General features: G+C 68.1%; 14 protein-coding genes. 7 read left to right on the top strand and 7 right to left on the bottom strand.

From position 1 onward, the window contains the following. The first annotated feature begins 390 nt into the window (after positions 1-390). Positions 391-1,323, top strand: coding sequence for an MFS transporter (locus tag AB4Z09_RS17875; RefSeq protein ID WP_174909469.1), 933 nt, complete (start codon positions 391-393; stop codon positions 1,321-1,323). Between the two features lie 36 nt (positions 1,324-1,359). Here AB4Z09_RS17875 and AB4Z09_RS17870 read toward each other — a convergent pair whose 3' ends face one another. From AB4Z09_RS17870 to AB4Z09_RS17845, 6 genes are read right to left on the bottom strand one after another with little or no spacing between them, the layout of a single operon-like run. Next, positions 1,360-2,607: a TerD family protein gene (locus tag AB4Z09_RS17870; RefSeq protein WP_442240320.1), complete on the bottom strand. Its 1,248-nt coding sequence runs from the start codon at positions 2,605-2,607 to the stop codon at positions 1,360-1,362. A 38-nt stretch (positions 2,608-2,645) separates the two neighbouring features. Beyond that, positions 2,646-3,518 (bottom strand): HAD family hydrolase, encoded by an 873-nt coding sequence (locus tag AB4Z09_RS17865; protein WP_174909465.1) that lies wholly within the window; start codon positions 3,516-3,518, stop codon positions 2,646-2,648. Beyond that, positions 3,515-4,624: a cysteine protease StiP family protein gene (locus AB4Z09_RS17860; RefSeq protein WP_174909463.1), complete on the bottom strand. Its 1,110-nt coding sequence runs from the start codon at positions 4,622-4,624 to the stop codon at positions 3,515-3,517. Before AB4Z09_RS17860 ends, AB4Z09_RS17865 begins: the two co-directional genes overlap by 4 nt. After that, a complete protein-coding gene (locus tag AB4Z09_RS17855; protein ID WP_174909461.1) occupies positions 4,621-5,928 on the bottom strand; it encodes a phosphoribosyltransferase family protein in 1,308 nt (435 codons plus the stop codon). Before AB4Z09_RS17855 ends, AB4Z09_RS17860 begins: the two co-directional genes overlap by 4 nt. Then, complete coding sequence (locus AB4Z09_RS17850; RefSeq protein WP_174909459.1) at positions 5,925-7,082, bottom strand: HpcH/HpaI aldolase/citrate lyase family protein; 1,158 nt, start codon at positions 7,080-7,082, stop codon at positions 5,925-5,927. Before AB4Z09_RS17850 ends, AB4Z09_RS17855 begins: the two co-directional genes overlap by 4 nt. A 29-nt stretch (positions 7,083-7,111) precedes the next feature. Then, a complete protein-coding gene (locus AB4Z09_RS17845; protein ID WP_254622883.1) occupies positions 7,112-8,305 on the bottom strand; it encodes a hypothetical protein in 1,194 nt (397 codons plus the stop codon). A gap of 166 nt (positions 8,306-8,471) precedes the next feature. On the opposite strand from AB4Z09_RS17845, the gene AB4Z09_RS17840 reads away from it, so the two are divergent. The 5 genes from AB4Z09_RS17840 (at position 8,472) to AB4Z09_RS17820 (ending at position 12,001) form a co-directional block, all read left to right on the top strand. Continuing rightward, positions 8,472-9,047, top strand: coding sequence for a TerD family protein (locus AB4Z09_RS17840; RefSeq protein ID WP_114722211.1), 576 nt, complete (start codon positions 8,472-8,474; stop codon positions 9,045-9,047). Positions 9,048-9,238: 191 nt separating this feature from the next. After that, positions 9,239-9,817 (top strand): TerD family protein, encoded by a 579-nt coding sequence (locus AB4Z09_RS17835; protein ID WP_442240319.1) that lies wholly within the window; start codon positions 9,239-9,241, stop codon positions 9,815-9,817. A gap of 61 nt (positions 9,818-9,878) precedes the next feature. Next, on the top strand, positions 9,879-10,997 hold the full coding sequence (locus AB4Z09_RS17830; protein ID WP_114722212.1) for a DUF475 domain-containing protein: 1,119 nt from the start codon (positions 9,879-9,881) through the stop codon (positions 10,995-10,997). 26 nt (positions 10,998-11,023) lie between these two features. Further along, the gene (locus AB4Z09_RS17825) at positions 11,024-11,707 is read left to right on the top strand and encodes a TerD family protein (RefSeq protein WP_114722213.1); all 684 of its coding nucleotides are present in this window, start codon (positions 11,024-11,026) and stop codon (positions 11,705-11,707) included. A gap of 165 nt (positions 11,708-11,872) precedes the next feature. Then, positions 11,873-12,001 carry a hypothetical protein gene (locus AB4Z09_RS17820; RefSeq protein ID WP_302675480.1) on the top strand — a complete coding sequence of 43 codons (129 nt, stop codon included), beginning with the start codon at positions 11,873-11,875 and terminating at the stop codon, positions 11,999-12,001. A 76-nt stretch (positions 12,002-12,077) separates the two neighbouring features. Here AB4Z09_RS17820 and AB4Z09_RS17815 read toward each other — a convergent pair whose 3' ends face one another. Beyond that, positions 12,078-12,533, bottom strand: a complete 456-nt coding sequence (locus AB4Z09_RS17815; RefSeq protein ID WP_114722214.1) for a tellurite resistance TerB family protein — start codon at positions 12,531-12,533, stop codon at positions 12,078-12,080. Between the two features lie 168 nt (positions 12,534-12,701). On the opposite strand from AB4Z09_RS17815, the gene AB4Z09_RS17810 reads away from it, so the two are divergent. Next, positions 12,702-13,238 carry a MarR family winged helix-turn-helix transcriptional regulator gene (locus tag AB4Z09_RS17810; protein WP_174909455.1) on the top strand — a complete coding sequence of 179 codons (537 nt, stop codon included), beginning with the start codon at positions 12,702-12,704 and terminating at the stop codon, positions 13,236-13,238. The last annotated feature ends 8 nt before the right edge of the window (positions 13,239-13,246 follow it).

Here is a 13,246-nt window from a genome sequence, read left to right as displayed (position 1 = left end):
CCGTCGACGACCCGTCAATTGGACAAATGTCCAGTAGTTTGGTTCGAGTTCACCCATATCCGACATTCGCCTGCTAACTTCTAGACCCAGTGGCGTCGGGCCACATCCACCAGCTCACTCAGAGGACTAAACATGGGTTCCTTCTCCACGCTCAGCGCCGTCATCGACCTCGTCAAGACCATCATGCCGCTGATCCAGCAGCTCAGCTCGCTGAGCTGATCATCGCCAGCACGTGAGGGCCGGGTTCCCCAGGGAGCCCGGCCCTTGCGGCATCCGCGGGCGGAAGGCCGGACGCCGAATCCGCGCGCACGGCGCGCCATCGCGCGTCCGGGTTTCCATCCCACGGGAGCGAACTCGCGTGACCGGGCGCACATCCGCCATCGTCTGTGCATGACGGCCGACGACACGCTACGAACAACGCCCGGAACCGATCCGGACGCCGCGGGCGCCGCCACGAACGCGACGCGGGGACCGCGAACCGGCACGATCGTGGCACTCGGCTCCATGACGGCCCTGGGCCCCTTCACGATCGACATGCATCTGCCGGCCCTGCCGGACATCGCCTCGGCACTGGACTCCACGCCGTCGGGCGCGCAGCTCACCATCACCGGAACGTTGATCGGTCTGGCACTGGGCCAGCTCGTGGTGGGTCCACTGTCGGACAGCCTGGGCCGCAAGCGTCCCCTGGTCGCGGGGATCGCCCTCCATATCGTCAGTCCGCTCCTCGCGGTGTTCGCCACCGGCATCGCGATGCTCGGCGCCCTGCGCGTGTTCCAGGGCATGGGCGCCGCGGCCGCGGCGGTCGTCACGATGGCGATGGTCCGGGACCTGTTCTCCGACAAGGCCGTAGCTGTCGTAATATCCCGACTGATGTTGATCCTCGGTGTCGCGCCCGTGATCGCCCCCAGTGTCAGTGGCGCGCGGCTGGTGGCGTTGACGCTCGTGTCGAGTGTCGTGACGGCCTCGCTCTTCGCCTACGTCTCCGGGGCGTCCTTCGTGTACCAGGATCACTTCGGACTCGACCAGCAACAGTTCGCGCTCGTCTTCAGCGCGGGCGCCTTCTCGATGATCGGCGCAACCCAGGTCAACGTCCGACTGCTGCGCCGTTGGTCTCCGCTGCAGATCGTGCGGGCGTCGCTCACCGCCGCGCTGGGCTTCGGGCTGGTCGCGATCGTGTTCGCGCACTTCGAATTCGGCGGGCTCGCCGGGTTGGTCGCCGCCCTGTGGATCATGCTCGCCGCCATCTGCTTCATGCTGCCGAACGCCCCTGCGCTCGCGCTCGCCCTGGCCGTGATGATCGGGACTGCACGCCGGCAGCCGTGACACGCGCCGATCACGCGCGCCCGGCCGCCCGCGTCGTCAGTCGTTCAGGAAGCGGCCGAGGTGCGGAATGGCCTTGCTCGCGGTCTTCGCGTCGAAGCCCTCGCCGATCGCCTGCAGCTTCCACTCACCGCCCTGCCGGTAGACCTTCGCCATCGCGACAGCGGTGAAGGGCATTCCGCCCTGCAGCGTGAACCGCGCGAGTTCGGTCCCCTGTGGTGCGTCGACCAGGCGGCACAAGGCGTTGGCGATCTGTTCGAAGGTCTGTCCCCGGAACGACGTGACGATGAAGACGATGGTGGTGACCGTGGGATCGACGCGGGTGAGATCCACGGTGATCACCTCGTCGTCGCCGGCGCCGTCCCCGGTGAGGTTGTCTCCGGAATGCACGACGGCCCGGTCGTCGGACTGGAGCGCGCCGTAGAACACGATGTCGGAGACCTTGGTCCCGGCGAACATCACGGCCGAGGCGTCCAGGTCGATGCTGGACGACGACCGCGACCCGAACAGTCCTCGGCTGCTGACGGGATCCCAGCCCAGCCCCATCCGGACCTGGGTCAGCGCCACCCCGCCGTCCTTACGGAGGGTGACCTTCTGCCCCTTGCTGAGGTTCACCCGCTTCTTCTTGGTGAGGCTGACCTCGGGCGCCTGCGGCGGTGCCGGGGCCGGTGGCGGCGCCGCATGCGTGCCGGCGGTGCCGCCGTTGGTGGACTGATGCGCGGGTGCCGCGGGCGGCACCATCGTGGGGGCCGCGCCGGTCACCGCGGGCGTGGGAGCAGGCGCGTCGTCGACGGACACTCCGTGATCAGTGACCAGTGCCGCGAATCCGCCGGCGTATCCCTGGCCGACGGCACGCACCTTCCACGAGCCCTGGCGGCGGTACAGTTCGAGCGCGATCACGATCGACTCGGTGTCCAGACCGTCGATGCGGTACTCGTACAACACGTTTCCGGAAGCATCGGAGAGTCGCGCGGTCGGCGGCGCCGAGCGACCGAAGCTGCTCGCGACGTCGTCGAGGGTGATGACCGCTCGCACCTGCTCCACGTCGGCCGGGATCGCCGACAGCGACACCGCCAGTTCCGCGGCCTGCCCGGGGGCACCGGGCTGCAGGCGCACGCCCGGCCCGGTGGGCTGGTTGAAGAACACGAAGTCGCTGTCGGAGCGGACCTTTCCCTCCGCGGTGACCAGCAGCGCGGACAGGTCCGCCGCCGCGGTGAGGACGATCGAGACGACGACATCGTTCACGGACAGGGCGGCGTTCTGCCCCTTGGTGAGCTCTTGGGGCACGGCGATCATCCTCTTCTGGTGGACGGTACGGGTCTCGGTCAGGTGCGCGGGGCGGTGGCGGTCGACGCGCTCGGGCCGGCCGGTCGAGCGGTCTCGGCGTGACGGAGGAACCAGCGCAGGATCTCCTCCCCCGCAGCGATTCCGCGTCCGGCCGTGACGGTCAGGTGCGGGTGCTGCCAGTCCAACGCGTCGAGTTCGCCGTGCCGGGGCCGGATCGCGGCGTCGGCGGCGGCGAGCATGTCGGCATCGAGCGCGCCGTCCCCGGCCGCGAGCGTCATCGAATCCGCGGCGATGGAGCCGTCGGCGATCAGACGTCGGCGAACCTCGGCCACCGCGGCACTCTTCGACACCGCGTTCGGCATCGTGTAGATCTTGCGGCCCTGTCGGGAGACGTTCCAGCCGCGCGCGGCGCACCACGCACCCCACTCGGCGAGGAAGCCGCCCGGCAACGCGGCGAGATCGACCACGAGATAACAGAAGAGCTGGTCGGCGACGCGGCAGTTGCTGACCCAGTCGTCGCTGATCCGAGACCGCAGTGCGGCGGTGACCTCGTCGAGCTCTGCACCCGCGCGCTGCGTGGCTTCGTCGATGCCGCTCCGCCACCGCGGATCCGAGATCCCGTCGACGAGGATGTTGCCGCCGTTGCTGGTGATGGCGTACCGCCACGGGCCGCCGGGCAGGGTGATGCGGCGGAACTGCTCGATCGTGCGGGTCGTGGTCGGGACCAGCACCGCAGCCCGCGCCACGGCCTGCAGGAGCGTCGCCCCGGTCTCGGTGACGAACGACAGCGGTGCGCCGTCGTAGTGCTCGACGCAGCGCATGTCGGAGTCGGTGGCCGTCGGGTCCGGGCCCATCGCGGCCCGCGAATAGATCATCGTCCGATCGAGGTCGGTGGCGACGAGAACGGTCATGTCACATCCTTGATCAGGCCCATGCAGGAGTACGCGAGGTCGGGCACGACCTCGACCGGGACGCCCCGGGCATCCGCGAGCAGACGGATGTGGGCGTGTTCGGGCGCATCGAGATCCCGGACCAGTACCTTCCACGGGACGCGGCGCAGCAGCACCCGGGTGGTCTCCCCCACGCCGGGCTTGACGTAGTTGATCGTCGAGATGTCGTACCGCGCGCGGATCTCCTCGACCGAGGCCCAGCCCGCCCAGGTCGGCGTGCGGTCGCCGGATCGGATGGCGGCGACGTCTCCCTCGACGGTCGCCTGCACGTCGGGGAAGCAGGCGCCGATCGTGTCGAGCAGATCGTTGGAGACGTCGGCGGCGGCGAGTTCGCGGTAGAACTTGGCGCCGTGGAACTCGCCGGGCGCGATCAGTGCGTCGTTGAGGACGGTGCGCGACACGAGTCCGGAGACTGTCGAATTGAGGCACGCCGACGCGATGAGGAAGTCGTCCCGGGTGCCGTAGGTGCGCGCACACGAGCCCGGATCGGCCAGGACCGCGAGGTCGGGATCGAACACCGCCCCGCCCGACGCGGCATAGGCCGCCAGCGCCGCGTCGAGCTCCCGCGTGATCGCACCCTTGCCGGTCCAACCGTCGACGAACACGACGGACGCCGGATCATGATGGGCGGCAAGGTAGTCCAGCGCCGCAGTGTCGATCCCGCGATCCCGGACGATCGACACCGCGTAGTGCGGCAGGTCGAGTCCGTGCATGCGCATCGCCCACCGGCGCATCAGGATCCCGATCGGGGTCCCGGCACGTGCGAGGGAGACGAGCGTGATGTCGTGGCCCCGCTCCTCGAGAATGAGTTCGGTGACCACACCCACCGCCCGGGCCAGGCGCTCGGCACTCTCGACGAGGACCTTGTCGAAGAGCTCCCGGTACTGCGCGTCCGGCTGGTACTCGATGGGCAGCGATTCGGCGTAGTGCGCGCGGCCCGACTGGATGCGCCGCTCACGTTCGGCGACATCGGCCTCGAGATCCACCCCGGACAGGTCCTTGAGCAACCAGCGGACGTCGGCCGCCGGGTACGAGCCGAAGTCGGGGCCGGTCAACGGCGCGGTCACGCCGGATCCTGTCGCATGCGGGCGAGGTACCGAGGGTCGGCAGCCGGGACCACCGCGAGCAGGACGTCGTTGCCCGCCGCGGTCAGCACGTCGAGGAGCCCTCCTCCGACGTGAAGGCGGTCGGTGTCGGCGGGAGAATCCGCGACGACGATCAGCAGCGGACGCACCGCCGGATCGTCGGGCCAGTGGGCGTTGTAGAGATACCGCGCCGCGGTGTCGTCCCCTTCGGGCGCGACGAAGGTGTATCCGCGGCGCAGCGGGTACCCGGGCTCGTCGAGCACGTACGCCGGTGAGCGCGTGGTGGTCTGGAACCGAACCTCTCGACCGCTCGCGCCGAGCGCGGCCGCCAGTCGCAGCGGCAGGTACATCAGCTCTTCGTGACCGATGACGACGGCCGGGTGGTCGGGGTCGACGCGGGTGGCCAGTTCCGTCGCCGCCGCCGTGATCGCCGCGTCGAAGTCGTCGGCGTCGGAGTGCAGAAATCCGTGCCGTCCACCGTCGGGTACCGCCGCCGGCCACGGCAACTCGATGCGTTCGACCGTGCCGCGGTCACCGGAGATCGGGTTGAGAACCGGGTCCGGCAGGGCGACGACCCGCTCGATCAGCCCCTCGGGGAGGACGGTGCGCCCGCTCGCGAGGCTCACGAAGTCGATGGTGACCCCGAGATCGGCTGCGGCAGCCTCTGTCTGGTCACGGTGGCGTCCGGTCCGCATGTCGACCAGCGACGCGACGATGTAGCGACCTCGCGGATGATGCGCGTGCAGCGCACGAATGGCGTCGACAGCCGTTGCACCGGTGGAGATCTCGTCGTCGACGAGGATCATCGGACAGTCGTCCGCCAGCAGATCCGGCGACGTGGGTTGCAGGAGATGGCTCGTCGCGTGGGAGTGCCCCTCCTCGAACCCGGCGAAGGTCCGGGCCCCGGGCACGTCGCGCCGGGTCGAATGCAGATAGCAGCGGGCTCGCATCCGGGTGGCGACGCAGTGCCCGAGACCGGTCGCCGTCTCGGCGAATCCGAGGACGGTGACATCGACTTCGGATTCGCGTTCGGCGGGGACCCCCAGCGCCGCGAGCACCAGGTCACCGAGCCGGTCACCGGCCGCGATGACGACGTCGGGCGCGGTCGGCAGATGCTTGCCGAGGACCGTCGACACCAGCAGGTGCGCGCGACGCGGATTGCGACGCAGTCCCGGCTCGACGAGTTGCGGGACGGTGTAGCCGGCGTCCGAATCGACGTGGTCGAGCGCGAGCCCGAACTCACGCGTCGCCCACGACTCGACGACCGGCGCCCCCGGAGCCGTCACCGCGTCACCAGCGCGGTCAACAGGTCGACGAACGTCACGCCCTTGTTGGTGACCCCGAACACCCGGGCACGGCGCAGTGTCGCCTCGGCCCAGTTCCGGTGTGGGCGAACCTCGTTCATCTTGTTCCTGTATCCCGACGCTTGTACACCACCGACCGCCTCGCTGCCGAGGATGTCGAGCGCGTCGTGGTACTCCTCGTGCGTGACCGCGGACAGCGCATGGACCGCCGCCACGTGGGACGGGTGGATGACGGTCTTGCCCTGGATGCCGTTCGCCCGATCCAGGGCGATCTCGCGCAACAGCCCGTCGAGGTCGCGACTGACGAGCTGCTGGCGGAAGAGCACCGCGTCGTGTTCGGCGAACGGGGTGGCCCGGAGCATCGGCCGGAACATTCGCTCGTGGTCGGCGAAGTACTCCCACACCGGGCCGGTGATGACGAAGCCCGTCCCGTCCGCGCGGCCCAGGTAGTTCACGACGTCGGCGATCACGTCGACGACCACTCGGACGTCGTAGATGGTGAGGTCCCGGTCCCGGCGGATCCCGAACGTGCTGCACATGTCGGTCGCGCCGAGTCTGACCGCGAGGACGCGGTCACGATGTCGCGCGAGCAGTTCACCGACCGCATGCAACTCGGCGTCGCGGCTCTGCCGGTGCACCAACTCCGGCGACTCGAGTACCGGCATCGCGTACAGGTGCTTGCCGAGCCGGTCGGACGCGTCCGCGATCTCGTCGAGGAACGCGCCGCTAGCACTGGTGAACTTCGGAACGACGAACCCGGTCAGCGCGACGACGCCGGTGGTGATTGCGTCGGTGATCGCCCGGATACCGTCCGGCGTCCGGACCCGCACGAACAGCAGCATGTTCGCCGCCACGGTCCCGGCGAGCTCGTCCAGCGCCGCAACTGCATTGGCCATGCCCGCTTCGACCTCGTCGTCCGCGACGGCGTCCTCGAGATCGAGCACCATCGAGCAGACGCCCTCGCTGCCGCGACGCAGGATCGTCGCGGTGAGGTCGTCACGCGTGGCCGGCACGTACAGCGTCGCACCGAGCGCGACGGCCAGCAGATCCCGGTCCGCGCTGTCGTCGAACGCCTCGGTCGGATGCAGGAACAGCGTCTCGGCGGCCGCCGCGTCGAGTTGATGGAAATGCCTCATCGCGCACGACTCGGTTGTAGTCCCCCATGTCATGGTGTGGCGCTCTGCCCTCTCATGCGTTGCACAATTCCAGCGACGAAACTCGACACGGCGTCGAGTTCGGTGATGTAGGCCCAGTAGTCCGGATGTGTCCCGGTCAGGCGGTCGACGGCGCGTTCGATCCGGTCCACCTGAGCGTCCAGTGCGGAACCCCACTCCGCGGCAAGCCCCGAATTGACCGCGAGCAACTGGGCGTCTCGAAGCCGAAAGCGTACGGCATCGACCTTCGCACGCGGGTCGGTGCGTACGTCGCGCAGGAGCCGGAGCCGATCGGTGACGGCGTCGACGAGGCCCTCCGCATCCGCCAGCGTTGCACGCACTCTCACGGTCAGCTCCGACGCGAGGTCGGGGTCGCCCGCGGCGAGCGCAGCCTGGGCCTCGGCGAACAGCACCTCGGACTGCTCGATCAGGCGCACACTCTCGCGATCGTTGCCGACCAGGTCGTCCGAACTCTCGGCGTTGAACTCGCGGAGGATCGACGAGTACGCCGGGCCGAGGTCCGCGGCCCGGTTCCGTACCGCGGCGATCCGGGTCGTCACCGACGACAGCGCATTCCGCGCCTGGCGCTCCCGGTCCGGTGCGGCCGCCAACGCGGATCCCAGCTCGGCCACCGCGTCGTTGAGGCGCGCGGCCGCGTCGCGGACCCGACGGATGTCGTCCTGCGCACCCGCGCCGGCCAGCAGGAGCGAGGCCTCGTCGATGGCGGCGACCCCGGCCCGGACCGAGGAGTAGCCCGCGTACGGGCCCACCGCACTCCGGCGCGCGGCATCGGCGGCGGACTGCGCCTCGACGGCGATCCGTGGAATTGCGTCGAGCAACGACGCAGCATGCTCGAGATGCGCGCGGTGGGAGCCGTAGAACTCGTCCACGAGGTGGGCCGCGTCGATCAGCGCCCGGGTGGTCGCGTCGAGGTCGGTTACGGTGGCCCGTCCGCTGTCGGCATCGTCACATGTCGCCACGTACCGACTGCCGACCTCGTAACAACCGTCGCGCACCGACTGCCACTGCTGGTGGATCCCTTTGTCCGGATAGAGCCGATTCGATGCCGCAACCGACGACTCGGCGATACGCTGGCGGCCGTCCAGGTCGAGGAACGCGGCGGTCATGGTTTCGCGGGCACGACGCATCGCCTCGTCCTCGTCGCGGGACTCTCCGAAGAACCGTCCCGACCATCTACCGGCCACCGCTGCATCGTACTGGTTTGCCCGCATTCGCGACCTGGCGACCTGCGCCGTAACGCGATGTCATGTCGAACGATTATGGTGTTGCTGCACGATCGCTGTAACACGACATATCGGGCACGTGGCCGAAGGTTAGTGCCTGATTCCACACCACCGAAAGGACTCCTCGATGGGTGTCAGCTTGACCAAGGGCGGAAACGTCTCCCTCACGAAAGAGGCGCCGAACCTCACGGCGGTTGCAGTCGGTCTCGGCTGGGACGTGCGCAGCACCACCGGCACGGATTTCGATCTCGACGCGAGCGCGATCGGCGCGGGCGCCGACAAGAAGGTAATCTCCGACCAGCACTTCATCTTCTTCAACAACCTGCGCTCGCCCGACGGCTCGATCGAGCACGCCGGCGACAACACCACGGGTGCGGGCGACGGCGACGACGAGGTCATCAACGTCGATCTCGCGGCCGTTCCGGCGAACATCGAGAGCATCTTCTTCCCGGTCTCGATCTACGATGCCGACACCCGCGCACAGTCGTTCGGCCAGGTCCGCAACGCCTACATCCGCGTCGTCGACCGCGCCAACGGCAACGAGCTGGCCCGCTACGACCTGTCCGAGGACGCCTCGACCGAGACCGCGATGGTCTTCGGCGAGCTGTACCGCCACGGCGCCGAGTGGAAGTTCCGCGCGGTCGGCCAAGGCTACGCCTCCGGTCTGGCCGGCATCGCCCGCGACTACGGCGTCAACGTCTAGTCGTTCCGGCACGTTCCACCGATCGACCTGAGCGTGTGGCCGCGCGATCCGAACTACGATCCCGCGGCCACACGCGCCAGGAACCTCCGACGCTGCACGGGACCGGCAACGTTGCACGACAACAGTTCCCGATTCCCGTGGGCGTCCGCTTTCCCGTGTCCGAGATCCGCTGTCAACAGAGGAAACAGACCATGAGCGTCACGCTCACCAAGGGGGGCAACGTCTCCCTCTCGAAGCAGACCGACAACCTCACCACAGTCGCTGTCGGCCTCGGCTGGGACGAACGGGCCACCACCGGAGTCGCCTACGACCTCGACGCCTCGGCTCTACTGACCGGCGCGACCGGAAAGGTCCTCTCCGACCGGCATTTCGTCTTCTACAACAATCTGCGATCACCCGACGGTTCAGTCGAACACACCGGAGACAACCTCACGGGTGACGGCGACGGCGACGACGAGGTCATCAACGTCGACCTGATCGCCCTGCCGGCCGATGTGACCAACATCTTCTTCCCGGTGTCGATCCACGAGGCCGATGCGCGCGGTCAGTCCTTCGGCCAGGTCCGCAACGCCTACATCCGCGTCGTCGATCGCAACACCGGAATCGAGCTCGCCCGCTACGACCTGTCCGAGGACGCGTCCACCGAGACCGCGATGGTCTTCGGCGAGGTCTACCGCCGCGGTGCCGAGTGGAAGTTCCGCGCCATCGGGCAGGGCTACGCCTCCGGCCTGGCCGRCATCGCCCGCGACTACGGCGTGAACCTCGGCTGACCGAGTTACCCAACTCTGACGCCGGCCGCCGCGGTCGGCGACCCTACAGAACGGCCGCACAATGGTTCTCCGCATTTTCGGCGTCTCCTTAGTCGTCACTGTGCTCTCTCTCATCGTGGCTGGGATCTACGGCGGCCCCGAGGCCGTCTTCCTGGTCGCGATCCTGTCCATCCTCGAGATCTCCCTGTCCTTCGACAACGCCGTGATCAACGCCACCGTCCTGCAGAGGATGAGTGAGTTCTGGCAGAAGATCTTCCTCACGGTCGGCATCGTGATCGCGGTGTTCGGCATGCGACTGGTCTTCCCGCTGGTGATCGTCTGGGTCGCCTCCGGCCTGGGCCCGGTCGAGGCGATGCGCCTCGCTCTCAATCCGCCGGCCGACGGCGCGTCGCACTTCCCGGACGGCAGCGCGAGCTACGAGACGATCCTCACCGATGCGCATCCGCAGATCGCCGCGTTCGGTGGCATGTTCCTGCTGATGCTGTTCCTGAACTTCATCTTCGAATCGCGCGAGATCACCTGGCTCAGCTGGCTCGAGCGCCCGCTGGCCAAGATCGGCAAGCTCGATCAGCTCGAGGTCGTCGTCGCCGGCGCCCTGCTACTGGCGACCGCGTTCCTGTTCGCCGACGACGACAACCGCGGCACCATCATGGTGGCCGGTGTGGCCGGCCTGATCCTCTACATCGTCGTCAACGGCCTGGGCGAGTTGTTCAACCTGCCGGAGGAGGGCGAGGAGGCCGAACCGTCACGTGGGCCGTCCAACCTGGCGAAGGCCACCGGTAAGGCCGGCTTCTTCCTGTTCCTCTACCTCGAGGTTCTCGACGCGTCGTTCTCGTTCGACGGTGTGATCGGCGCCTTCGCGATCACCGCGGATCCGATCATCATCGCCCTGGGCCTCGGTTTCGTCGGCGCCATGTTCGTGCGCTCGATCACCGTGTTCCTCGTCCGCAAGGGCACGCTCTCGGAGTACGTCTACCTCGAGCACGGCGCGCACTGGGCCATCGGCGCCCTCGCGGTGATCCTGCTCGTGTCGATCGGCGTGCACGTCAACGAGCTGATCACGGGCCTCGTCGGCATCCTCCTCATCGGGGCCGCGTTCATCTCCAGCCTCGTCCGTAACCGCAAGGCCGGCAAGGACGGCGACGCTGTCGCCGAGCGCACTCCCGCCTCAGTCGGCTGACCCGACCCGAACCGAAGGAGCCACAGATGGCCATCGACTACACCCGCCGCCCCAGCACTCCCCCGGCCGGCGCGACGCCGCAGGGCGGTGTGAACCTCAGCAAGATCAGCCTGACCAAGAGTGCACCGTCGGTCAGCCTCACGAAGGCCGGTGAGCGCCAGGGCAAGATGCGCGTGAACCTCAACTGGTCGCAGGGCGGTGAGCCCCAGAAGAAGGGCTTCTTCGCCAAGCTGACCGGAGGCGGTGGCGGGGTCGACCTCGACCTGGGCTGCCTCTACGAGCTGACTGACGGATCCAAGGGCGTCATCCAGGCGCTGGGCAACAGCTTCGGTGCGCTCGATACCGCACCTTTCGTCCAACTCGACGGCGACGACCGGAGCGGTGCCGTCTCCGGCGGCGAGAACATGCACGTCAACCTGGACCGGCCGGAGATGTTCCGGCGGGTGCTGATCTTCGCGATGATCTACCAGGGTGCCCCCAACTGGGCGGCCGTCGACGGCGTCGTGACGCTGTTCCCGACGGTGGGTCCGCAGGTCGAGGTCCGCCTCGACTCGGCCGACAACAATGCCCGCATCTGCGCGATCGCGATGCTCGAGAACAACGGCAACGGCATCACGGTCAACCGTCTGGTCAACTACATCAACGGCAGCCAGTCCGACCTGGACGCCGCCTACGGGTGGGGTATGCAGTGGCAGGCAGGCCGTAAGTAGTTCCACCCTTCGCCGAACAGGAGCGGGACCGCACNNNCAATCCACGTGCGCTGCCGCTCCTGTAGTTCGTCCGGGCCGATGCCGACAGCGATCTCACTCTCCACGAGTGAGGTCGCTCGCCCCCTGCCTCCACTAGCGTTCCCCGTACCGACGGGAGGACAGAGCATGTTCGAGTTCGTACGGCAGGCCCACCACGACGTCCGGCAGCTACGCGGGCCTCGACATCACCACCACCGCCACCACGGCACCAGTCGACGACGGGCGCTGCTGCGCGCCCGGCTCGAACACCACTGAGCGTCCCGCCCGGCGCAGAGCAATGCCCCCGGCGTTCACGGACCTGTCGAACGCCGAGGGCACGAAATCTGCAGGATCAGAGCTCGAACTCGGACGGATCGATGCCGACCGCGAAGCAGGCCTCCTTGACGGCGGCCTTCTCGTGCTGGTCGAAGTTGCCGTCCGCGCCACCGATGATGATGCCGATCTGGATGACCGCGCGCGCCTGCTCCGGCTTGGACTTCAGCTTGCCGATCGTCGCGGTGGCCTCGACCTTGCCGAAGTCGAAGTCTCCGGCCAGCTTGTCGCAGTACCAGTCGAACTTCTCACGCAGTTCGGAGGAGTCGAACACCTGCAGCGACTGGTTGTTCATGATGAGCGCTGCCGTCTTCTGACGCTCGGACGGATCGATGCTGCCGTCGGCGGCCGCGATCAGCGCGCACATCGCCATGGAGCCGTTCGCGAATTCCTTGTTCTTGAACTGCGCGGTCTTCGTCTGAAGCTGTCCGCTCATTTCCTGGGTCTTCGACTTGAGCTGATCCCAAAATCCCATGAGATTCCTCCTCGTTCACGCTCTGTATCCGCAGTACACCGGTCCGAGCCAGCCTAGCCGAATCAGACAGATCGGATACCGCCGCCGTCTGCCCCCAGAGCACGTCCGAGCGCGTTTCGGGGAGGGACAGCGGTCGATTCGCCCGGCGCAGCATGGGATGATCGACGCATGCCGTCACCGTCACCACTGCCGCTGGATCCGATCGAGGAAGCGCACCGCCAGTGGACGCAGCACGGCTGGGGCGCAGTGGCCGACGGCATGGCGGCCGTGACGTCGCTGATGCGGGCTCAGCAGATCATGATGGCGCGCGTCGAGAAGGCACTGAAACCGTTCGGGCTCACCTTCTCCCGCTACGAACTACTCACGCTGCTGACGTTCACTCGCTCCGGCGCCCTGCCGATGGCGAAGGCCAGTGCCCGCCTGCAGGTCCACCCGACGAGTGTCACCAACGCCGTGGACCGACTCGAGGACGCGGGTCTGGTCCGGCGGGTGCCGCACCCGACCGACCGGCGTGCCACCCTCGTCGAGATCTCCGACGAGGGGCGCGCCCTCGCGCTGCGGGCGACCGAGGCGCTCAACGCGCAGGTGTTCGCCGAACCCGGACTCGCCCCCGAGCAGTTGGATTCATTGATCCGCGTCCTCACCGAACTGCGCTATCAGGCAGGCGATTTCGACACCGGCGACCAGCCGGGCAAGTGGCACTGAGATAACAC

The sequence above is a fragment of the Rhodococcus sp. TAF43 genome (assembly GCF_052113525.1).
Classification (GTDB): Bacteria; Actinomycetota; Actinomycetes; order Mycobacteriales; family Mycobacteriaceae; genus Prescottella.
Note: the sequence above shows the minus strand (reverse complement) of the source record. Positions and strands in the feature narration are given on the sequence as shown.